This is a genomic window from Vibrio lentus (genome assembly GCF_030409755.1).
Classification (GTDB): Bacteria; Pseudomonadota; Gammaproteobacteria; order Enterobacterales; family Vibrionaceae; genus Vibrio; species Vibrio lentus.
The window spans coordinates 3,500,037-3,522,093 of sequence record NZ_JAUFQE010000002.1; the positions used below are offsets into that span (position 1 = coordinate 3,500,037).

Genomic DNA, 22,057 nt, shown 5'->3' on the forward strand with positions numbered 1-22,057 from the left:
ATGTAGAAACCAAAAAAAAACCGCTCATTGAGCGATTTTTTAGAAATTGGTGCGCCCACACGGACTTGAACCGTGGACCTGCCGATTATGAGTCGGATGCTCTAACCAAACTGAGCTATGGGCACTTTGTAGAAATGCATTCTGCACTTAATAGCCGTTGTTGTCAATAACTCAAGTTGTAAGTCCAACTTGCATTGTTGTTAACTAACAACACGGCAACCCCTTGTATTAACTCACTCACTCTCTGCGTTGTAACGAAAGTGGGGGTTATACCTGCTCTAACCACTGAGCTAAGGGGCCGTAGGGCATAGATTATAGGGGAACCATTCAGTGGTGTCTAGACACTATAAGGGGCAATTCCGCTTACATCTTAGCCACTTAAATCACGCAGGCACAAAAAAGGTGAGCCAACGCTCACCTTTTCTATTTTATGCTTAAAAGCTAACCACACTAAAGCGTGTAATTACTCGTCTAGAAAGCTGCGCAGAGTTTCTGAGCGGCTTGGGTGACGAAGTTTACGCAGTGCTTTTGCTTCGATCTGACGGATACGCTCACGAGTAACGTCGAACTGTTTACCAACCTCTTCAAGAGTGTGGTCAGTGTTCATGTCGATACCGAAACGCATACGCAGTACTTTCGCTTCACGCGGTGTTAGGCCTGCAAGAACGTCTTTAGTTGCGCCGCGTAGGCTTGTTGCCGTTGCAGAGTCTAAAGGCAGTTCTAGAGTTGTATCCTCGATGAAATCACCTAGGTGCGAATCTTCGTCGTCACCGATTGGTGTCTCCATTGAGATTGGCTCTTTAGCAATTTTCAGTACTTTACGGATCTTGTCTTCAGGCATTTGCATGCGCTCAGCCAGTTCTTCCGGAAGTGGTTCACGACCCATCTCTTGTAGCATTTGACGAGAGATGCGGTTTAGTTTGTTGATCGTTTCGATCATGTGAACCGGAATACGGATAGTACGAGCTTGGTCGGCAATCGAACGAGTGATTGCTTGACGGATCCACCAAGTAGCGTAAGTAGAGAATTTGTAACCACGACGGTATTCAAATTTATCTACAGCTTTCATCAGACCAATGTTACCTTCTTGGATTAGATCCAGGAATTGTAGACCACGGTTTGTGTACTTCTTAGCAATCGAGATTACTAGACGTAAGTTCGCTTCAACCATCTCTTTCTTCGCACGACGAGCTTTCGCTTCACCGATAGACATACGACGGCTGATATCTTTAATGCTTTGAACAGTAAGAGACGTCTCTTTCTCGATCATATCCAGTTTTTGGATTGAGCGACGAATATCGTTCTCGTTACGTTTGATCTTTTCTGCGTATGGCTTGTCTGAAGCTAATACTTCGTCCAACCATGCTTCGCTAGATTCATTACCCGTAAATAGAGCAATGAAAGATTTCTTCGGCATTTTGCCGTACTCAACCGTTTGACGCATGATTAGGCGTTCTTGAGTGCGTACGCGATCCATTGACGTACGCAGTTCGTTTACTAGATAATCAAACTGTTTAGGCGTTAGACGGAACTCTTTGAATACGTCTTGCATCATTGTCGTTGCAAGTGTTGCTTTCGGGCTTTCGTGGCCGTATTCATTGATCGCTAGTTGACGGTTTTGGTAGCTAGTACGAAGTGCTGTGAACTTCTCAAGAGCAAGCTCAGGATCAATACCTGTATCTTCCTCTTCTTCTTCCTCGTCGTCTTCTGCTTCTTCTTTGTCTTCGTCTTCTAGATCTGTTTTAGCAAGTTCTGAACCGATGTGAGTCGCCGTTGGCGCAGCTGTGCCATCGTCGTCTGGGTCAACAAAGCCATTGATTAGGTCTGTTAAGCGAATCTCTTCAGCTAGTACGCGGTCAAACTGTTCCAAGATGTATGGAATTGTTCCTGGGTATTCAGCAACAGATAGTTGAACGGTATTGATACCATCTTCAATGCGCTTCGCAATGTCGATCTCGCCTTCACGAGTCAGTAGCTCAACCGTACCCATTTCACGCATGTACATGCGAACTGGGTCAGTCGTACGGCCAATCTCGCTTTCTACGCTTGAAAGCGCAGCAGCAGCAGCTTCAGCTGCATCTTCATCTATATTGGCATCGTCATCATTAAGAGCTAGATCATCAGCGTCAGGTGCAGTTTCTACTACCTTGATACCCATGTCGTTGATCATTTGAATGATGTCTTCTACCTGTTCAGAATCCACGATTTCTGCAGGTAGGTGGTCGTTTACTTCGGCGTAGGTCAGATAGCCTTGTTCCTTGCCTTTAATAACAAGTAATTTAAGCTGTGACTGCGGATTTTGATCCATAGATGATATCCAACTTCAGGTCTGGTGAAGGACGTTGCATTCTCAAATGCAAACCAATTATGTTAACAAATTTATTAAATGCTGACTAATCAAACAGGGTTACGCTTTTAGATCTAGCATTAAAGCTAGTAGCTCCCTTTTTTCTTCGGCTGATAAACCGACGCTTCTTGCTTTGGCCTGCAGGTTTTCAATTTGTTTTTCAACGCACTGGGCAAGTATGTTGTCCAGTGAGTCTAAAAATATGTCTTCTTGATTGTCTTCGTCGAGGGGGATTTCCCAGCTCGCGAGACGAGACAGAAGAGCCTCATGTTTATTGTGTCGCCAATGCTCTAATAATTGGCCTGTGTTGATATGGGGATGCGCGTGGCATTTATCAAGTACTTCGACGAATAAACTTAGTCCAGGCAACTGTAAGCCTTTGACACTTGATAAATCCGGTACCATATCAGCATAGCTCGGATTTTGGATAAGCAAAGCGATAACTTCTCGCATTGGCGTGCGTTTCAGTTCTTTATGCGGTTGAGGCGTCGGGTTCTTAGTATGAACACGAGCTCGTCTCAGTTGGTTATCAAAACCAGTACGCTCATCCAATAATTTTTCGAGCAGTTCTTGGAAATAACTGTCAGGGATTTTGTTAATCAAGGCGCTTGCGTGTGCTCGCAGTGCCGACTTCCCTTCCGTTGTTCCCAAGTTCAACTTGTGTATCTCAATAAGATTATCGAACAAGTAAGTAGAAAGCGGTGTCGCATTCTGTACCAGTTGTTCGAAGGCCTCTTGGCCATTCTCTCTTATATAGCTATCTGGGTCTTCGCCGTCGGGTAAAAATAGAAACTTGAGCGTGTTACCTGTTTTCAGGTATTCAAGCGCATTTTCTAGTGCGCGCCACGCTGCTTCTTTACCTGCTCGGTCACCGTCGTAACAACAAACCACTGTACTGGTTTGGCGGAACAACATTTGAACGTGGTCACCGGTTGTCGAGGTGCCCAATGATGCCACTGAGTAATCAACACCATATTGCGCTAATGCCACGACATCCATGTAACCTTCAACCACAAGTATTTGAGGCGGTTCACGGTAGGCTTGCAGCACTTCATAAAGGCCGTAAAGCTCTTTGCCTTTATGGAAGATAGGCGTTTCTGGTGAGTTCAGGTATTTCGGTGTGCCGTCTTCTAAGACACGACCACCAAAACCAATCACTCGACCACGACGGTCGCGAATCGGGAACATGACACGTCCACGGAATCGGTCGTATCGGTTGCCTTTATCGTTTTCTATCAACATGCCGCCAGTAACGAGCATGTCTTGGGCTTCTTTTTGTTGCCCAAAATTCTTACGAACCAAGTCCCATTCATCAGCGACGTAGCCAATGCCAAACTTCTGTACGATTTCACCAGACAGTCCACGATTCTTTAGGTAATCAATCGCAGGCTTGTTAGCTGATATTTTCAGTTGAGAGCGGTAAAAATTACTGATGCCGCCCATCAAATCGTAGAGGTTACGTTTTTGTTCGCTGTTGGCTCTTGGCGCCGTGGATATTTCACCACTGCGCTGTTCTCTAGGAACATCAAGGCCTAAAAATGAGGCAAGTTCTTCAATCGCTTCAACAAAGTCGAGACGTTCGAACTCCATAATGAAGTCGATGGCATTGCCATGTACGCCACAACCAAAGCAGTGATAAAACTGTTTTTCTTGGCTTACGCTAAAAGAAGGGGTCTTCTCGTTGTGAAATGGACAACAAGCACCATAGTTTTTGCCTTTTTTCTTAAGTTTCACGCGTGCGTCCACAATATCGACAATGTCGAGACGCGCTAGGAGATCATCGATGAAACTACGCGGGATGTGTCCTGCCATAAAACCTTAGAAAAATGCACTAACTGAGAGTGTGGATAATAATAGTTTGAATAGGTTACAGATACAAACAAGCCGTGCGTTCCGAAGGATTGCACGGCTTGTTGCAATTTGATTTGGGATTAAGCGAGTTTAGAACGAACTAAACCACTAACTTTTCCCATATCTGCACGCCCTTGAATTTGTGGTTTCAAGATAGCCATTACTTTACCCATGTCTTGCATGCCCGCTGGTTGAGCTTCCGCGATTGCGCTATCAAGTAGTGCAACAACTTCTTCTTCAGTTAACGGTTGAGGCATAAAGCCTTCAAGTACAGTAATTTCTGCTTTTTCCACGTCAGCAAGATCTTGACGATTTGCTGATTCATATTGAGCAACAGAATCGCGACGTTGCTTAACCATTTTAACTAATATAGCAATTATGTCGTCGTCGTTCAGAGTGATCCGTTCGTCAACTTCACGTTGCTTAATTGCTGAAAGAGCTAAGCGGATAGTGCCAAGGCGCGGTTTGTCCTTGGCTTTCATCGCTAATTTTTGCTCTTCTTTGAGTTGTTCAATAAGAGCCATAACTCAGTCCTTATGGATTAAGTTATTAGTACAGGCGAACGCGACGTGCGTTTTCGCGAGCTAGCTTCTTAGCGTGACGCTTTTGAGCTGCTGCTTTAGCGCGTTTGCGAACTGTAGTTGGCTTTTCGTAATGCTCACGACGACGCACTTCAGAAAGGATACCTGCTTTTTCACAAGAGCGCTTGAAACGACGTAGTGCAACGTCGAACGGTTCGTTTTCACGTACTTTAACTATTGGCATATGCCTTTCACCTCAGGGGTTATTCATTATCGCTGGTCACTCAGTACCAAATCAGAGAAGTTACCCATCGAGCTAACTCTCTATTCGCGTTTGGCCATTAACCAGCTTGATCAAAAATGGTGCGGAATTTTAATCCGATCACAGTGGCTTTGTAAAGCACTTTGTCGATTATAGTCTGTACAATATTTGTTTGAAGAGCTTAGGCAGGGTAATATTGCGCTAATTTCCCATTTTAGACGAAAGCGTGCCGAGAAAATTATGCGCATTATTGGTATTGAAACCTCTTGTGATGAGACAGGAATTGCGATTTATGATGATGAGCAAGGCCTGCTTTCTCATCAATTATACAGCCAAGTTAAGTTGCACGCCGATTATGGTGGTGTGGTTCCTGAGTTGGCATCGCGTGATCACGTAAAAAAGACCATCCCACTGATTAAAGCGGCATTGGCTGAAGCTAATCTGACGTCAAAAGACATTGATGGTGTGGCTTACACTGCAGGACCCGGCTTAGTCGGTGCTCTGCTGGTTGGTGCAACCATTGGTCGCAGTATCGCTTATGCTTGGGGTGTACCAGCTGTACCTGTTCACCACATGGAAGGTCACCTTCTTGCTCCTATGCTAGAAGATAACCCGCCACCATTCCCATTTGTTGCTCTGCTGGTTTCTGGCGGACATACCATGATGGTCGAAGTGAAAGGCATCGGTGAGTATCGAATCCTTGGTGAGTCGATTGATGATGCTGCCGGCGAAGCGTTTGATAAAACCGCGAAGTTGATGGGTTTAGATTATCCAGGAGGTCCATTGCTGTCTCGTTTGGCAGAAAAAGGCACACCAGGCCGTTTTAAGTTTCCGCGTCCAATGACCGATCGTCCAGGACTCGATATGAGCTTTTCTGGTCTAAAAACATTTGCTGCGAACACCATTCGTGCGAATGACAACGACGATCAGACACGTGCTGATATCGCTTACGCTTTCCAAGAAGCCGTTTGTGCGACCTTGGTAATTAAATGTAAGCGTGCCTTGGCGGAAACAGGCATGAAACGTATAGTGATTGCTGGTGGCGTAAGTGCCAACAAACAGCTACGTATTGAGCTTGAAGCGCTAGCGAAGAAAATCGGTGGCGAGGTTTACTACCCACGAACTGAGTTCTGTACTGATAACGGTGCGATGATTGCTTACGCTGGTATGCAACGCCTTAAAAATGGTGAAACGGCTGATTTGTCTGTTCATGCCACGCCGCGTTGGCCAATTGACCAACTAGAGCCAATTGCTTAATCATAACCAATCGCCAAATAAACCATAGTATTTCGATAAACGGTCGCTGAGTGCGGCCGTTTTTATATCCTAGCTTACCGACTATATGTCGATAAATAATTGCTGATAGAGATTAGGGAAGAAAATGAATAAGTTCACCGTAGACAATCAATCGATGACGTACCTAGATGAAGGTCAAGGCCCGGTTGTTGTACTAGGCCACAGTTACCTTTGGGATAGTGCAATGTGGCAACCACAGGTCGAGGCTCTAAAAGCTCACTATCGCTGCATTGTTCCAGAGCTTTGGTCTCATGGTGAGTCACAAGCTGCGCCGAACTCGATGCGTAACCTGAAAGATTACGCTCAACACATTTTGGATCTCCTTGATCATTTAGAAATCGAAGAGTTTTCCGTTGTCGGCCTATCGGTTGGCGGTATGTGGGGAACAGAACTGGCGGAGTTAGCACCAGCACGAATCAAGTCTTTGGTACTTATGGACACCTTTGTTGGTTTAGAGCCAGAAGTTGCTCATGCTAAATACTTCAGCATGTTAGACACCATTACTCAAACCAAAATGGTTCCTCAACCGATTGTTGAAGCCGTGGTTCCACTGTTCTTTGCCAATGATGCTCAAACAAACTCACCAGCTTTGGTTGATAGCTTTACTCAGCATTTGTCTGAACTTCAAGGTGATAAAGCGGAAGAAGTCGCGCGAATCGGTCGAATGGTCTTTGGGCGTCGTGACATGATTGAAGCGGTAGAGAGCTTTGCACTGCCAGTTTTGATTGCGGTTGGACAAGAAGATAAGCCACGTCCGGCACTGGAGTCATACCTAATGCACGATTGCATTACGGGCAGTGAGTTAGTGGTCATTCCTGGTGCTGGTCATATTAGTTCGCTTGAGCAACCAGAGTTTGTTAACTCTATGCTGAAGACGTTTTTAGATAAACATCTGCTGTAAGATCTTAAATACTGAATAGTATTGATCGACTTAGGCTTGCGTTGGTTTAAACGTATCTCGGTTTAAAAATGATTCGGCTTAGACATGACAGTTTAAGCCGATTTTTTTTGTCCGAGCTTTGGCTCGCTGCCATCGAGAAGGCGGCGGATATTCTGATGGTGACGCAACACAATCAAGCAACACAGCATCGCTACTGGCAGCGTATATTGTGGTTTGACTAACCAAGCGTAGAAAGGTGCGAGCAACACAGTAACCAGTGCCGCTAAAGAAGAGTAACGAAACAAAAATGCCACAACCAACCAAGTCGCCATGATCATTCCCGTTAGATCGAATCCAATTGGGGCGATGGCTCCGAGTGCCGTTGCAACGCCTTTACCACCTTTAAAGTGGAAGAATATTGGGTACATATGACCAAGACACGCCGCTATCGCCACGACGCCTAAAATGATCGAGTCGATATTGAGGTAGTAGCCAAGCCATACTGGAATGGTACCTTTAAGCATGTCACACAAAAGGACGGCAGCAGCTGCGCCTTTACCGCCAACACGCAGAACATTGGTTGCTCCAGGGTTGTTAGAACCTACCGTTCGGGGATCAGGGAGTCTTAAAACTCGGCATATCAAGACCGCACTCGAGATTGAACCTAGCAAATAGGCAGCAATGATCATGATGAGAGCCAAAGGGGTCATGTCTGTCCTTAACGGTTATAAGCCTAACGATGGGAAAATAATGCTCAATCCCAGAGTTATTGATATCATATCCGGAATTACGCAAATAATACGTTTTTTTCCCCAATATGGGTATCCGACCTCTAAAAGGACAAGTCATGGCACTGGATAAAGTTATCATTGAACAGCTAGAAGTAATTACAACGATCGGTGTTTACGATTGGGAACAAGAGATCAAACAAAAACTTGTGCTTGATATTGAAATGGCTCATGACAACCGCCCAGCCGGTAAGAGTGATGATGTTGTCGATGCTTTGGATTACTCGACAGTCAGCACTGCCGTACTTGACCACATTGCGAATGGCCGATTCCTATTGGTTGAGCGTGTGGCAGAAGAAGTCGCTGAACTAATCATGACTCAGTTCTCCGTGCCTTGGATTAAAATCCGTTTAGCGAAGCCTGGCGCAGTGCCACAAGCAAAAGCAGTCGGCGTGATCATCGAACGAGGTCAAGCATGACAATAGCCTATGTTGGTGTTGGCACGAACATAGACCGCGACAAGCATGCAAGGGTGGCATGGACAGAGCTTCAATCGTTAGGGACTGACCTTAAATGCTCTAAGATCTATCATTGTGAGCCTGTAGGGTTTGAAAGCCATTCGTTTTATAACTTTGTGATAGAGCTCGACACATCACTCTCATTGACTGAATTTTCACAGCAACTTCGTAAAATTGAGTTTAAATGGGGTCGCTCTCAAGATGCTCATAAACTTCAAGATCGAAAGCTCGATCTTGATATTGTGCTGTTTGGAGACGTGGTTTCTGAAAGCGAACCAGAATTGCCACGCAGTGATATCTATAAATATCCTTTTGTAACACAACCGCTTTATGATCTCTGTCCTGCGAGAGTGATCCCGCAAGATGGAAGAACCGTCAGTGAAATATGGCAGAAGATGCAGCAATTAGACTCGCTCTCTGTCGTAGATATAAAACTATAATTTTTAAGGTAAGTAATGAGTTATTTTGAAGCGTTTATGTTGGCGTTGGTGCAAGGCTTTACTGAGTTTTTACCTATTTCCAGTTCTGCACATTTAATCCTTCCTTCTGCTGTATTAGGTTGGGAAGATCAAGGCTTGGCCTTTGATGTGGCTGTCCACGTTGGTACTCTGGCCGCAGTAGTTATCTATTTCCGCAAAGAAGTGGTCTCTCTTTTGAGCGCATTCTTTGGTTCCGTGTTTAAAGGTGATCGCAGTAAAGAAGCGAAGCTCGCGTGGATGATCATTCTCGCGACGATTCCAGCGTGTATCTTTGGTTTGTTGATGAAAGATATTGTTGAGCTTTATTTGCGCAGTGCGTGGGTAATTGCTACGACAACGATTATTTTTGGTCTGTTGTTATGGTGGGTGGATAAGAACTCAAGCCTACGTGATGACGAATACCAAGCGGGTTGGAAAAAGGCGCTGTTTATTGGTCTTGCTCAAGCAATGGCGATCATCCCGGGCACGTCTCGTTCTGGCGCAACCATTACCGCAGCGCTTTACCTAGGTTTCACGCGTGAAGCGGCGGCTCGATTCTCTTTCTTGATGTCTATTCCTATCATCACTTTGGCTGGTGGATACTTAGGCCTGAAGTTAGTGACCAGTGGTGATCCTGTTCATGTTGGCACTTTGCTAACGGGTATCGTGGTTTCTTTCATCAGTGCTTATATCTGTATTCACTTCTTCTTGAAGCTTATCTCACGTATGGGCATGACACCGTTTGTTATCTACCGCCTGATTCTAGGTTTTGGTCTATTTGCTTTCTTGATGATGCAGTAGCACTAGACTTACGTAGACAAATGTTTCGTCCTACAGATTGAAACGGAAAAACCCGCCTAGTAGCGGGTTTTTTAATACCGGAGAATCAGCGCTTTGGCGATTAATTATCTGCGAGTTCTAATAGGGCGCTCTCAATTGCGGCAGCTCTGCGCTTCTCTTGCTCTTCTCGAATATCTTTACCTTGAAAACCATCAGCAATAATCGATTTCACTTCGACTTGAAGCGCTGCTTGGTAAGCCACTTCAAAACGCGCTTTCTGAGGGTAAGGCTGATCTTCTAACCCTTTACGGCCAGCATGATCGGCTTGGCAGCAAAGCAGTATATCGTCGAGTCTATCTGGCTTACGCCATACATCGAACTTGTTGAGAACCTTGAGAAAGGTGGTTGGCTTTAGCTCGCCTGCACGATGGATATTAGAATGCTGCTCACACACTAACAACGCAAGGTCTTTGAATTCATTGGGCACTCTGACTCTTTCACACAGCTTCTTAATGATTTTTAAGCCTGTATGGCAATGCATCTTGTGGCTTGGCCACTCACTTTCTGGCGTGACGCCTTTACCTAAATCATGTACTTGAGCTGCAAAACGCACTGGTAATGATGAGCTTAATCGCGCAGCTTGCTGAGCAACCATCAGAGTGTGAATACCCGTGTCGATCTCAGGGTGCCATTTTTCAGGTTGAGGGACGCCAAACAGCGCGTTAATTTCAGGTAACACAACAGCCAATGCACCGCACTCTTTCAGTACAGAAAGGAACACTTCAGGGTGCGGAGTACTAAGAGATTTATGCCACTCCTGCCAAACTCGTTCAGCAGTGAGGTGTGCCAGTTCACCGGATTGCACTATCTCACTCATCATCACCATGGTTTCAGATGCAACCGTGAAGTTAAGGTGGTGAAGCTTGGCGGCGAAGCGAGCCACACGCAGCACACGCAGTGGATCTTCAACAAAAGCGGCCGAGACGTGTCTTAGAATGCGGTCATCAAGATCTTGCTGGCCATGGTAAGGATCGTAAAGCTGGCCTTTGTCATCTTGAGCGATGGCGTTGATCGTTAGATCTCGACGCATCAGATCTTCTTCCAAACTCACATCTGGTGCAAAGTAACATTCGAAACCTGTGTAACCTGAACCTGATTTTCTCTCAGTACGAGCCAGTGCGTGCTCTTCTTTGGTTTTTGGGTGTAAGAATACAGGGAAATCTTTCCCGACAGCAGTAAAGCCAAGGCTTTCCATTTCTTGAGGGGTACTTCCTACCACGACCCAATCTCTATCATAACTATCAATATTGAGTAGCTTATCGCGTACCGCTCCACCGACTAGATAGCGCTGTAGCCCATTGTCTTTTGGTAGGCTATCGTATATTTGCAACTTATCACCTCGAAATGTTTTATCACTGCTGGACTTTACTGCGAGCAATGGTACTTTCCATTAATCGTAATTATAGGGCAGCACATGTATAAGGAATATTTTGGCTTCGTTGAGATGCCATTTTCGATTGTACCAAATTCTCGCTATTTGTTTTTGAGTCAGCGTCATCAAGAAGCGATGCAGAACCTACAAGCCGGTTTAGGCGAGGGTGGGGGCTTTGCGATGCTTACTGGTGAAGTAGGTACAGGAAAAACAACGGTCGCCAAAGCGATGTTGTCATCACTCGATAATCAGACTCAAGCTGGCCTTATACTCAACCCTACGTTTTCCAATACGGATTTACTAGAAGCTATTTGTGATGAGTTTGAGGTGGAATACCCTGAACAAGCATCGCTCAAACAGCTCAGCCAAGCGATTCATTATTTTTTGTTGGATAGCCATGCAGAAGGTATTCAAACCTTATTGGTGATCGATGAGGCACAACACCTTGCAGCTGACGTATTGGAGCAGCTACGCCTTCTAACCAATCTAGAAACAGACAGTCGTAAGTTGTTAAAAGTGCTGTTGGTTGGTCAGCCGGAATTACAACAGCATCTACAAACAACACAATTGCGCCAGCTAGCGCAGCGCATTACAGGTCGTTATCACTTACTGCCTCTTAATACTGAAGAGACTGGCAAGTACATCGCGTTTCGCTTGGAAACGGCGGGTGGCGAGCAGATGTTGTTTTCGAATCGTTCTATCAAGCTGATTGCCCAATATACTCATGGCATTCCGAGACTTATCAATTTGGTGTGTGATAAGGCTCTACAGCTCGCTTTTCATGATGGTGAGCAAGCGCCCTCCAATGAAACGGTCAACCGAGCGTGCCAGCAGATCATGGCCTTTCAGGCCGATGTATATCATGTTGAAAAACAGCACGCAGTTACCGTGGCACCAAAGCTACTCAAATATGCTGGTTTAGCGACGTTAAGCATTGGCTTAGCCTTTACTACTTTTAATTTCGCCCCGTCATACATAGATTCATGGATATCAGCTAACACTTCAAGCGAAGCTAAAACTGAAGTGCTGGCACATGCACAGCGCTCATTGGTGGCAGATACGGCTAAGTTAGCGGCAGAGCCGAAGCCTTCAAAGTTTGCACTACCACAAGATATTCAACAGCATTTAATGCAAGGGACTAACCGTTCTCTTGCGATTAAAGATCTTTATACCTTATGGGGGTATCAGTCTTCTTTGCGTGATGGTTTGTGTTTAAGTGAACCTCAAAGCGTGTTCGTGTGTGAGCAACAACAGACCAACCTAGCTGATCTGTTGGAGCTTGGGGTACCTGTGGTTCTCAACCTTGAACTCGATCAAGAGCCTGTATTCGCTGTGCTTTATGGAGAGTCTGCTGACTCGGTTGAATTACTCATTAACGATAAGTTGTTGGTGTTGCCTAAACGCTCGTTAGAACAAGTGTGGCAAGGCGATTATGTCGCTATTTGGAAACAACCACTGAGAGAAACCCTAAAAGAGGGTTATCAAGGCGAAGCCGTAACATTATTGGATTTACTGTTGTCTGAAGTGTTAGGTGAAGTCGTTTCAGGAAATGATGTGTTTGATAATGAATTAAAAATGAAAGTCGAAGCCTTTCAAACTTGGCAGGGGATGTCTGTGGACGGTATTGCGGGCAAACGTACATTGGCAAGATTGCAAAGGTTGGCTCAACTGGATTCACCTAAGTTGATGTCACTCGATGGAGGAGCCAGCTAATGTCGCGCATTATGCAAGAGCTCAAACAATCCGAGCTTAGAGGCTACCAAAGCCATCATGTCCCAAATTCTGCTGTGGCGATCAGTAAAAAGAAAGGTTCATCGCTCGCTATGGGGCTTCTTTTACTATTAGTCCCTTCTTTGTTGGTCGGTGGGACGCTGGCTTATCAGTCTTATACTTCTTCTGCTCAAGCGCTCAGCCAGTCGACGGAGACAATGCCTCTTAAGTCTGAAGATAAAGCGACCGCTTCAAAGGCGTCAGTAACGAATGAAACAGTGGCAGTTACGCAAGATGAGTCGCCATTTTTGATTCGTACAGCACCCACACATAACGAATTAAAAGTATTGCCGCGCAAAGAGGTGTATGCCCAAGTGAATATCAGCAATGCCGCTGATATGAATGACTCGAACGTCATGTTTGCACGAACTGATGTTTCTGAGCCAAATCCAGAGTTAAATTCTGAGCCAAGTACAGAGAGCTTCGAACCTTCATCGCCACAGTCAAACTCACCTGAGCGCAGTAATGAGTTGCAATCGGACAGTGATTTACTGCAAGGGCTAGACCTCAGTGAGTTACCACCTGATTTAGCATTGAAGCTTGAATCTATTATGGGTGACCAACAAAGCGCACCTGAGCCAATGGATTCTCGCCCCGCTGAAAGCATGGAATCTCCGGTCATCGAATTAGAGTCTCATGGCAGTAGTTTGTCTGGAGTTCTGCCAAAGCTAGATTTACAAACTCATATGTACTCGAGTAGTGAAACAAAACGTTGGGTCAAAGTGAACGGTCATGAGGTGGCGCAGGGAGATTGGATTGGACAAGACATTCAGTTGTTAGAGATTAAACCACAATCGGTGATCATTGAGTTTAATCATCAGAAGATAGAAATCCCGGCTCTATACGAGTGGAAAGGCTAATTAATAGGGATTAGCGCCGTGACTTGAATATAAAACCAAGACAAATAAAAAGGAGCACCTCGATGCTCCTTTTTGATATTCGATACTGAATTTATTCTGTTTAACGCAAGGTAGGCTAAGCAGATAAAACGATCAGCTTACGACCAGCCGTTTGGTGACTTTCTGCGACGAGGCATAATGTGTGGCAGGATAAGTCCAAGAAGTAGACCAATACCAGCAACACCGCCACCGTACATGAAGTACTTCAGCAATAGATCATCTTTTTGTGTGTCTAGCTTAGCGCGTAGCTCACGATTCTCTGTTTGAGAGCTCGTTAGCTGCTGGCTAATCTCGCTGTAGTTTTGCTCAAGTTCAGCAATTTGCTTGTTACGAGAGTCTAGAGAGCTCGCTAGGCCAGCTTTCTCGCTGTCTGCACTTTGGCGAGCATTTGCAAGCTTGCCTTTTACGTCAGTCAGTTCTTTCTCTAGCTTAGGCATACGCAGAGCCATGCTTTCTTGAGTGCTTACAAACTTACTTTCTACCCAGCCTTTACGGCCGCGGTTGTCTTGAACCTGGGTGTAACCCGTGCTCTTGTTAGTTTGTAGGTAAGTAATCTTTTCACCAGCATCAACACTACCGATAATACGGAATGTGTTGTTTGGGCCAGAATGCATATAAGTAAATAGTTTGTCAGCAATATAACGGTCTTGTGCAAAGGCAGCTGGAGCCGCAAGCATTGCGAGCAAAACTAAGCTAATCAGTTTTTTCACAGTAAATCCCTTAACGATTCAAATTGGGTAGGCGTATGAGTCAGCCTCAATGAGCAAATAATATTTAGTTTCTTTATGCGGTGCAACAAAGAAGGGAGGCAAAGCCTCCCTTTCTGTGCGTTTGAGTCAATAATGACATGGTATTTACATATCGTTACCGAAGCTCACCGTTTTCTGACGCTAATATTTACTAACGTCAAGGCTATTACATTGTAAACATAGCCTGAATTGCGTAGAAGAACACAACTGCAAGTAGTGCACCAGCAGGTAGCGTTACAATCCAAGAAGCAACGATGTTACGCACAACGCCTAGGTCTTGCGAATCCCCTCATAATCAGGCTTAAAAACAATGAGGTAGACGTGCATCGCCGTCTTTGATCTAATGAATATCGCTGAACACACATTTCGAACAAGTGGGTTAATAATGCGCGACATTCAGATTCTACAACAAACCATACAAAACCAATGCCCCTCCATTCACAAAAAACGCGTTAGTTCTCTGATACTTGCTACAAAAAGTGTACTTGACGGCTCAGACTTAACGCTGACTAAACTAGGTCGCAAACTAGAAACTAATACCACGGTAAAACATGCGATCAAACGCGTTGATAGACTGCTTGGAAATCGCCAACTACATCGTGAAAAAGACCTTATTTATAAATGGCATGCCTACTTAATAACGGGCGCTAACCCATGCCCTGTGATCCTTGTGGATTGGTCTGATGTTCGTGAACAACTTCGTTATATGACGTTAAGAGCATCCGTTGCACTTGATGGTCGAGCCGTCACAATCTTTGAACAAGTTTTTGAGTATGGCCAATACAATTCACCGAAAAGTCACCAAACATTCCTCGATAAATTGCAGAGTATTTTGCCGAATAAAATCAGTCCGATCATCGTTTCTGATGCGGGTTTTAGAAATACTTGGTTCCGCCAAGTTCAGGAGAAAGGTTGGTTTTGGTTAGGTCGTGTCCGAGGTGAAGTATCAATCAAACAACCTCAAAAACCTTGGGTCTCAAATAAAACCTTTTATCCAAACGCTGTCCATAAACCCAAATATCTTGGCAACTGCTTATTAGCAAAGAGATCACCGATATCTTGTGAAGCCTATGTTTATAAGGGATTAGAAAAAGGCCGAAAAGCCCAGCGCCATAGTAGAACCAGCCAAAAACACTCCGCTACACATCTCTATCAACGCAGTGCAAAGGAGCCGTGGCTACTCGCGACTAATGTCCCTCGACATATCTTAAATGAAGTACAAATTACCAATCTGTACGCCAAGCGTATGCAGATAGAAGAAGCCTTCCGCGATCTAAAGAGTACCGCCTATGGGATCGCACTTCGTCACAACAGAACTCGCTGTACTAAGCGATTAGATATCCTGCTTCTTATTGCGTTGCTCGCTGAAATCTTGATGTGGTGGAATGGCCTAATTGCAGTACAAGCCAAATGGCATTTTGACTTCCAAGCCAACAGCATTAAACACCGCCGAGTTCTATCCATACCTCGTCTAGGGAGAGAGGTACGAAATCATCGGCGATATCAAATTAATGAATCCCAATATCAATGGGGAATGTTCGAATATCAAAGGCTCACACACAACGCAGGACTAGGGAAATTATGAGGGGATCCGTCAGCGCCTAGGTTCAGAGCTGCGATACCACGAGCAAAGCCTACACCCAATACCGCACCAACCAATGTTTGTGTGGTTGAGATTGGAAGGCCAGTACCAGAAGCAAGAACAACAGTACACGCAGTTGCAAGCTGAGCTGCGAAACCACGGCTAGGTGTTAGTTCTGTAATACCAGTACCCACAGTCGCCATTACTTTATGACCCATGGTAGCAAGACCAACAACGATACCAATACCACCTAGTGGAAGAATCCACCATGCGATAGTGCTCTTACCTGAGATTTCACCCATGTGCTCAACCGTTGAAACAACAGCAGACAGTGGACCAATCGCGTTAGCTACGTCGTTTGAACCGTGTGCGAATGCCATTGCACAAGCTGTGATAACCATAAGTACGCTGAAGATACCTTCAACGCCTGCAAAGCCATGGTCTTCTTCGCGATTAGCAAATTTCTTTTGAATGTATAAGTAACCGCCAATCATGACTAGCGCAGAAACACCTGCTGCCCATAACCATGCTTCAGTACCGCTTAGGTGAAGACCAACGTGCTTAAGACCTTTCTTGATCGTTACCAGTGCAATGACCATTGTCGTAATGAACATGTACACAGGCACAAAACGCTTAGCGTTAAACAACGGATTTTCTGTATCGAATATCAGTCGTTGGGCACTTACAAAAATGAGATAGGCGAAGATGCCGGAAATCAACGGTGTGACAATCCAACTACCCACAATACCTTGAACGCTGTTCCAGTCTACGGCTTCTGTACCTACAGACACACAAGCGAAACCGATGATTGCACCGATGATTGAGTGAGTCGTTGATACTGGCCAGCCCATGTATGATGCTAGAAGCAACCATGTACCAGCAGCTAGTAGTGCAGACATCATGCCGTACACAAGTACGTCAGGTTGATGAGCGAATAGAGACGTTTCGATAACACCTTTACGGATCGTGTCTGTTACTTCGCCGCCCGCAAGATAAGCACCTGCGAATTCAAAGATCATTGCGATAATGATCGCTTGTTTAACGGTTAGAGCTTTAGAGCCTACTGAAGTGCCCATTGCATTCGCAACGTCATTTGCACCAATACCAATAGCCATCAAGAAACCGAAAGCTGCTGCAACAATAATCAGGACAGTGCCGTAGTTAGCAAGGATATCCATCGTAATACCTAGTTGTTTGATAACAAGCGGAACAAATTTAGACGCAAAAAACCGCTCAGCGAGAGGAATACTCAGCGCATAAGTGGTTTGGTTAAAAAATGCTCTTCGTTATATAGTTAGCGTATGATTTAAGATCGAGAAAGCATTACTTCAAGACGAGCGCCAACACGCTGTGCTTGATCTGCAATACCACCAACCCATTCAAGAATCTTGTACAAGAACATGATGTCAACTGGATTCAGATCTTTCTCTATCGCCATAAGTTGTTGGCGTAGTTCGATCTGCATCGCGTCCGTGTCATCTTCAATTACATCTAATTGATGAATCATTTCAGCAACGAGTGTTACTTCACGGCCTTTAAAGCCCGTTTCAAGCAATTCGTCTAATTCATTGATTACGTTTTGTGCTTGGTTCGCTGCATCTAGACAACGTTTAACGTAAGCGATGAAGTTCTGTTGCATTGGAGCAGGAATGACAAGTTGACGACCATATACACGGCCAGCAATGTCTTTCGCTAGGTTTGCTAGTTTGTCTTGTTGAGTTAAAAGCTCCAACATATCGGTGCGATCAACTGGCATAAACAAACCGCGAGGAAGTTTAAGGCGAATTTCACGTTTTAGTACGTCAGCTTCTTTCTCAAGGTGAGAAATCTGAGCTCGAATTTCAGAAGCTTTCTCCCAGTCACCCTTTGAAGAAACTTCAAAGAAATTAACTAGGTGAGAACAACATTCGTTCACGCATACTACGTGACGCTGCAAAGGTTTAATTGGGGACTTTGCAAATAACCCCATAATTGTATTTACTGGCATGGTCATCCAACCTAATAAATAATAACCTTAAAACAACATACACCATATTCATGGTGAAATGTTAAGCGATGGCTACAAAGTCGCGCATGTTAACCTAATCAATGTCTCATTAAAACTGTTTTAGATCATCATAAGGGCGATATTTCTGACTTGCTGACTTTTCAAATTGGCAATATCCTGTCCCTATCTTCACAGAAAGGTATAACTATGGAAACCGAGATAGAACTGAAGTTTTTTGTTTCTCCTGATTTTTCAGAGACTTTACGCAATAAAATTGCTGAAACTAAAGTACTTCAGCACAGTTGTCGTGAGCTAGGTAACATCTACTTTGACACCCCTGACAACTGGCTACGCAAGCACGATACAGGCTTGCGCATTCGACGTTTTGATGACGTGTTTGTACAAACCGTTAAGACCGCAGGTCGTGTGGTTGCTGGCCTGCATCAAAGACCAGAATACAACGCAGAACACGACAGCAACGAGCCTAAGTTATCCTTACATCCTGAGGATATTTGGCCTGCAGGTAAGGACATCGAAACGCTGCAAGCCGAGCTGACTCCTCTATTTTCTACCAACTTCACACGTGAGCAGTGGTTGATTGGTATGCCTGATGGCAGTCAAGTCGAGGTCGCATTCGATCAAGGTTTTGTTGAGTCTGGTGGCCTACAAGAACCCATTTGCGAAGTTGAATTAGAGCTCAAATCAGGTCAAACCGATGCTCTGTTTACATTATCTCGTCAATTCTGCGAGCAAGGCGGCATGCGTTTAGGCAATCTTAGCAAAGCGGCTAAGGGTTATCGTCTTGCTCAAGGTTATCAAGGAGATGAAGTCACTCCTTTGACATTAGTTGATACTGACAAAAGTGATACGGTTGAATCGTGTTTCATTCAATCTTTAGAGCATGCTCTCGCTCATTGGCATTATCACGAACAGATTTTCACCGAGCGCCAATCAATTGAAGCGCTGCATGAGATCAGTCACTCGCTGAGTTTTATCCGTCAAACCTTCACTATTTATGGTGGAATCGTGCCAAGGCGCGCGAGTGCTATTTTACGTCAAGAGTTGAAGTGGCTTGAGCAAGAGCTCGACTGGCTGAAAAGCTATGACCACTTCGAAGATTTGCTCGAAGATAAAGGCCACGTGCTGCGTAAGCTCGATGCGCGTAAGTTCTTAGTCGCTGAACTCAAAGAGATGCAAGAGCAACTGCCAGATCGCGAAGAATTGCTGACTTTGCTTAGCTCTGCTCGTTATACAGGTTTATTGTTAGATCTGAGCCGTTGGATCTTGTCTCGTGGCTGGCAACCTTTCTTAGATGAGAAAGCGCGTGAGCAAATGGGGCGTGGTATCGAATGGTTTTCTGTGCAGCAACTCGATCGCACATGGGCAGACTTGATGGAAGCCTTCCCGCCAGAGCGAGTGATGACCAGCCAAGCCTATATTGAGCAGCAATACCGCTTGATGCGAAATCTATATTCTGGCGTTGGTTTCGCGAGTTTATATGATGACGTTGAGCGAAACAGCTTCCGCTTGCCATGGGCCGATATGGTGCAAGGCATTGATGACCTACTAGCACTTAAGACATTAGAGCCGTTAACCGAGAAATTAGAAGGCGATGAGAAGGTTCAGCTAGAGCGTTGGTTGGCTCGTCAAGAGGTGTCTATCCTGCATGCGATGGAGCAGACGCGCCAAATCAGTGTCGAAGTTGAGCCATACTGGCAAGACTAAACTCAACATCTGTATCAAAATAAGTATGAATTTCTAAATAGGGCCTCGGCCCTATTTTTTTGTTTGTTGCTCAAGCTTCTCTAGTCGTTCGAGGATCTTTTGTTGTTGCTCTATGATCTTTTCAAGATGCTTCTCTTTGTTTTCAGCCCGTTGATTCTCATGATGAGTGGGAGAGGTGATCAAAGAAGTAATCAAGCCTGAAATCATACCAAACACACCCACGCCGCAAATAATAACCAAAGACGCTACTAATTTCCCTGAGCTTGTCACTGGGTAGTGGTCGCCATATCCCACAGTACTGATGGTAACGAAAGCCCACCATAAAGCATCTTGGCCAGTGGTAATGTTGGCATTAGGGTCTTTGTGCTCTATCAGAAGTATTGTTCCTGCACCTATGGTTAAGAGAATGACCAGAAGCAGAATGATCGAAGCGAGAGTGGTCTCTTTTCGATTGCGAAATAGCTCTCTGAAAACGCGTTTACCCGAGCGCAAAACCAGAATCACACGCAAGATCTGAAAAATGCGAGCGAAACGGAGCGGCTCGACCATCGGGATACTTGCTAAGAAATCGATCCAGTGTACTTTTAGGTATTCTTTCTTGTTTTGTGATCTGAATAGATCAATCGTGAGCTGAAAAAGAAAAACACTACAGATTATAAAATCGAGGCCGATAAGGACTTGTTTCGATTCTTTATCAATCGGTGCAAACAATAAGCCTGAGATCACAAATAGCGCTAAGAAAGAGAGAATCAGTGATAATAAGCTCATCGGCTTGGTTGTGTCTTTGATACTATTTAACATTCATACGAGGCTCAAAATAAATCGCGAACTTTGACTGACATAGCCATCTCGCGGATATAGAAGCCATCAATATATAAGAGTTAATGGAGAACTGACAATGACTAAACTGTCATTCAAGCCGTGGGAAAGGGTAATCTCTGACGTTCGTCTCGTTCCAAAAATGATCATGTTGATGATATTCAGCACGATTCTGATCATTTCGAAGCAGCTATGGGACGCGAGCACGTTTTACGATTCATTACTTGCAGTAACGAACAATGCTCAAGTTGCACAGCAGCATTACGAGACTTACCTAGTTCAAGTGGCTTGGCAAACAGCCTTAATGATCATTGTGTTTGTGGTTCTTCTATTAGCCGCGGCGCGCGTTATGTTGCGCCAAACTCAATACCTAAATGATGCAATCAAAACCATGGCAGACAAGAATCTGTCAGTGCCAATTCATATGGATTGTAAAGATGAATACGGCGACGTGGCACGAGAACTCGAAAAAACTCGAGTCCAGTTGAATGACATGATCAAAACTCAGGTTGCCTCTTCAGATGAGCTGTTTGCTCTGACGGAAGTGATGACCATCAGCATGTCAGAAACCAAAGACTCGGCTCAAGAAGAGTTCAATGAGATCGATCAGTTAGCGACAGCAATGAGTGAAATGACCTCTACCGTACAAACTGTCGCTGAGCATGCACAAAGTGCGTCTTCATTGACTGAACAAGCATCAGGCCAAGCATTGACGGGGCAGAAGTTTGTTCAAGGATCTGTTTCTAAGATGAGCGAGTTGTCTTCCGACATCGCAGCCTCTGCAGCAGCGGTAAACCAAGTCGAAGAGCGCGTTGATTCAATCGGCAGCGTTGTTGGTACGATTCAAGGCATTTCAGAACAAACAAATTTACTGGCATTGAACGCAGCGATTGAAGCGGCGCGTGCGGGTGAAGCGGGTCGTGGTTTTGCCGTGGTGGCCGATGAGGTTCGTAACCTTGCACAGCGCACTCAACAAGCGACAGTCGAGATTCAAGATATGATCAGCCACCTACAAAGCAGCGCTAACTCTGCGGTAGAGCTGATGGAAAAGAGTGTTGTGGAAGCGGCTGAAGGTGTCGATCTTGTGACGAATGCCGGTTCTGAGCTTGACGGTATCGTAAGCCAAGTAAACCAAATCAATGACATGAACTTCCAGATCGCAACAGCAGCAGGTCAACAGAGCAGTGTAGCTGAAGAGATGAGCGTCAACCTGACCAATGTTCGTGAGCTTGTCGAAGCGTCTGTCGTGGTGGTTGGTGAGCTTCTTGAGACTTCTCAGCTTATGGAAAGCAACGCGCAAGAACTCGACGGTAAGATTAAGCAGTTTAAGGTTTAATCCTTGGCCCTTGTCTTATTCCCAAAGACTTATTCATAGAGACATCGGCCTAACTCAATAAGTTCACAGATAAAACGCCCACATTGCTAATGTGGGCGTTTTTTATTGGCGTAACTT

19 protein-coding genes, 1 tRNA gene and 1 pseudogene are annotated in these 22,057 nt (G+C 45.0%); 10 read left to right on the top strand and 11 right to left on the bottom strand.

Features of this window, described 5'->3' with window-relative positions:
• Positions 1 to 47 precede the first annotated feature (47 nt).
• The 5 genes from QWZ07_RS24445 to rpsU form a co-directional block, all read right to left on the bottom strand.
• Positions 48 to 125: transfer RNA gene (locus tag QWZ07_RS24445), tRNA-Ile, on the bottom strand.
• A gap of 338 nt (positions 126 to 463) precedes the next feature.
• Positions 464 to 2,308 carry an RNA polymerase sigma factor RpoD gene (rpoD, locus tag QWZ07_RS24450; RefSeq protein ID WP_017106853.1) on the bottom strand — a complete coding sequence of 615 codons (1,845 nt, stop codon included), beginning with the start codon at positions 2,306 to 2,308 and terminating at the stop codon, positions 464 to 466.
• 99 nt (positions 2,309 to 2,407) lie between these two features.
• Positions 2,408 to 4,159 (bottom strand): DNA primase, encoded by a 1,752-nt coding sequence (gene dnaG / locus QWZ07_RS24455; protein ID WP_017102947.1) that lies wholly within the window; start codon positions 4,157 to 4,159, stop codon positions 2,408 to 2,410.
• Positions 4,160 to 4,278: 119 nt separating this feature from the next.
• On the bottom strand, positions 4,279 to 4,722 hold the full coding sequence (locus QWZ07_RS24460) for a GatB/YqeY domain-containing protein (RefSeq protein ID WP_017106852.1): 444 nt from the start codon (positions 4,720 to 4,722) through the stop codon (positions 4,279 to 4,281).
• A gap of 25 nt (positions 4,723 to 4,747) precedes the next feature.
• Complete coding sequence (gene rpsU / locus QWZ07_RS24465; protein ID WP_004396009.1) at positions 4,748 to 4,963, bottom strand: 30S ribosomal protein S21; 216 nt, start codon at positions 4,961 to 4,963, stop codon at positions 4,748 to 4,750.
• A 258-nt stretch (positions 4,964 to 5,221) separates the two neighbouring features.
• Between rpsU and tsaD the strand changes: the two genes are divergently transcribed.
• Positions 5,222 to 6,238, top strand: a complete 1,017-nt coding sequence (gene tsaD / locus QWZ07_RS24470; protein WP_010434613.1) for a tRNA (adenosine(37)-N6)-threonylcarbamoyltransferase complex transferase subunit TsaD — start codon at positions 5,222 to 5,224, stop codon at positions 6,236 to 6,238.
• Between the two features lie 124 nt (positions 6,239 to 6,362).
• On the top strand, positions 6,363 to 7,178 hold the full coding sequence (locus QWZ07_RS24475) for an alpha/beta fold hydrolase (protein WP_192854391.1): 816 nt from the start codon (positions 6,363 to 6,365) through the stop codon (positions 7,176 to 7,178).
• 92 nt (positions 7,179 to 7,270) lie between these two features.
• Here QWZ07_RS24475 and plsY read toward each other — a convergent pair whose 3' ends face one another.
• Positions 7,271 to 7,867, bottom strand: coding sequence for a glycerol-3-phosphate 1-O-acyltransferase PlsY (gene plsY, locus QWZ07_RS24480; RefSeq protein WP_004735970.1), 597 nt, complete (start codon positions 7,865 to 7,867; stop codon positions 7,271 to 7,273).
• Between the two features lie 137 nt (positions 7,868 to 8,004).
• Here plsY and folB point away from each other — a divergent pair, with 137 nt between their 5' ends.
• The 3 genes from folB to QWZ07_RS24495 are packed head-to-tail and all read left to right on the top strand — an operon-like array spanning position 8,005 to position 9,662.
• Complete coding sequence (gene folB / locus QWZ07_RS24485; RefSeq protein ID WP_192854393.1) at positions 8,005 to 8,364, top strand: dihydroneopterin aldolase; 360 nt, start codon at positions 8,005 to 8,007, stop codon at positions 8,362 to 8,364.
• Entirely contained in the window at positions 8,361 to 8,843 is a 483-nt protein-coding gene (gene folK / locus QWZ07_RS24490) for a 2-amino-4-hydroxy-6-hydroxymethyldihydropteridine diphosphokinase (protein WP_017106849.1), read from the top strand. Before folB ends, folK begins: the two co-directional genes overlap by 4 nt.
• Positions 8,844 to 8,858: 15 nt before the next feature.
• Positions 8,859 to 9,662: an undecaprenyl-diphosphate phosphatase gene (locus QWZ07_RS24495; RefSeq protein ID WP_192854395.1), complete on the top strand. Its 804-nt coding sequence runs from the start codon at positions 8,859 to 8,861 to the stop codon at positions 9,660 to 9,662.
• 100 nt (positions 9,663 to 9,762) lie between these two features.
• Here the strand turns inward: QWZ07_RS24495 and QWZ07_RS24500 are convergent, their stop codons facing one another.
• Positions 9,763 to 11,079, bottom strand: coding sequence for a multifunctional CCA addition/repair protein (locus QWZ07_RS24500; protein ID WP_192854397.1), 1,317 nt, complete (start codon positions 11,077 to 11,079; stop codon positions 9,763 to 9,765).
• A gap of 36 nt (positions 11,080 to 11,115) precedes the next feature.
• On the opposite strand from QWZ07_RS24500, the gene QWZ07_RS24505 reads away from it, so the two are divergent.
• Positions 11,116 to 12,786, top strand: a complete 1,671-nt coding sequence (locus QWZ07_RS24505; RefSeq protein ID WP_192854399.1) for an ExeA family protein — start codon at positions 11,116 to 11,118, stop codon at positions 12,784 to 12,786.
• Positions 12,786 to 13,703, top strand: a complete 918-nt coding sequence (locus QWZ07_RS24510; protein ID WP_192854401.1) for a general secretion pathway protein GspB — start codon at positions 12,786 to 12,788, stop codon at positions 13,701 to 13,703. Before QWZ07_RS24505 ends, QWZ07_RS24510 begins: the two co-directional genes overlap by 1 nt.
• Positions 13,704 to 13,840: 137 nt before the next feature.
• Here QWZ07_RS24510 and QWZ07_RS24515 read toward each other — a convergent pair whose 3' ends face one another.
• A complete protein-coding gene (locus QWZ07_RS24515) occupies positions 13,841 to 14,452 on the bottom strand; it encodes a TIGR04211 family SH3 domain-containing protein (RefSeq protein ID WP_017080238.1) in 612 nt (203 codons plus the stop codon).
• Positions 14,453 to 14,876: 424 nt separating this feature from the next.
• On the opposite strand from QWZ07_RS24515, the gene QWZ07_RS24520 reads away from it, so the two are divergent.
• Complete coding sequence (locus QWZ07_RS24520; protein WP_132982278.1) at positions 14,877 to 16,076, top strand: IS4 family transposase; 1,200 nt, start codon at positions 14,877 to 14,879, stop codon at positions 16,074 to 16,076.
• A 14-nt stretch (positions 16,077 to 16,090) separates the two neighbouring features.
• On the opposite strand, the pseudogene QWZ07_RS24525 reads toward QWZ07_RS24520, so the two are convergent.
• Both QWZ07_RS24525 and QWZ07_RS24530 read right to left on the bottom strand, forming a co-directional pair.
• Positions 16,091 to 17,251 (bottom strand): annotated as a pseudogene (locus QWZ07_RS24525) (inorganic phosphate transporter); the annotation flags it as partial.
• A gap of 128 nt (positions 17,252 to 17,379) precedes the next feature.
• Complete coding sequence (locus QWZ07_RS24530; RefSeq protein ID WP_029223333.1) at positions 17,380 to 18,060, bottom strand: TIGR00153 family protein; 681 nt, start codon at positions 18,058 to 18,060, stop codon at positions 17,380 to 17,382.
• Positions 18,061 to 18,267: 207 nt separating this feature from the next.
• Between QWZ07_RS24530 and QWZ07_RS24535 the strand changes: the two genes are divergently transcribed.
• Positions 18,268 to 19,785 (top strand): CYTH and CHAD domain-containing protein, encoded by a 1,518-nt coding sequence (locus tag QWZ07_RS24535; RefSeq protein WP_102327052.1) that lies wholly within the window; start codon positions 18,268 to 18,270, stop codon positions 19,783 to 19,785.
• A gap of 51 nt (positions 19,786 to 19,836) precedes the next feature.
• Here the strand turns inward: QWZ07_RS24535 and QWZ07_RS24540 are convergent, their stop codons facing one another.
• Positions 19,837 to 20,586, bottom strand: a complete 750-nt coding sequence (locus QWZ07_RS24540) for a potassium channel family protein (protein ID WP_192854537.1) — start codon at positions 20,584 to 20,586, stop codon at positions 19,837 to 19,839.
• Between the two features lie 97 nt (positions 20,587 to 20,683).
• Between QWZ07_RS24540 and QWZ07_RS24545 the strand changes: the two genes are divergently transcribed.
• Positions 20,684 to 21,940, top strand: a complete 1,257-nt coding sequence (locus QWZ07_RS24545; protein ID WP_017106842.1) for a methyl-accepting chemotaxis protein — start codon at positions 20,684 to 20,686, stop codon at positions 21,938 to 21,940.
• The last annotated feature ends 117 nt before the right edge of the window (positions 21,941 to 22,057 follow it).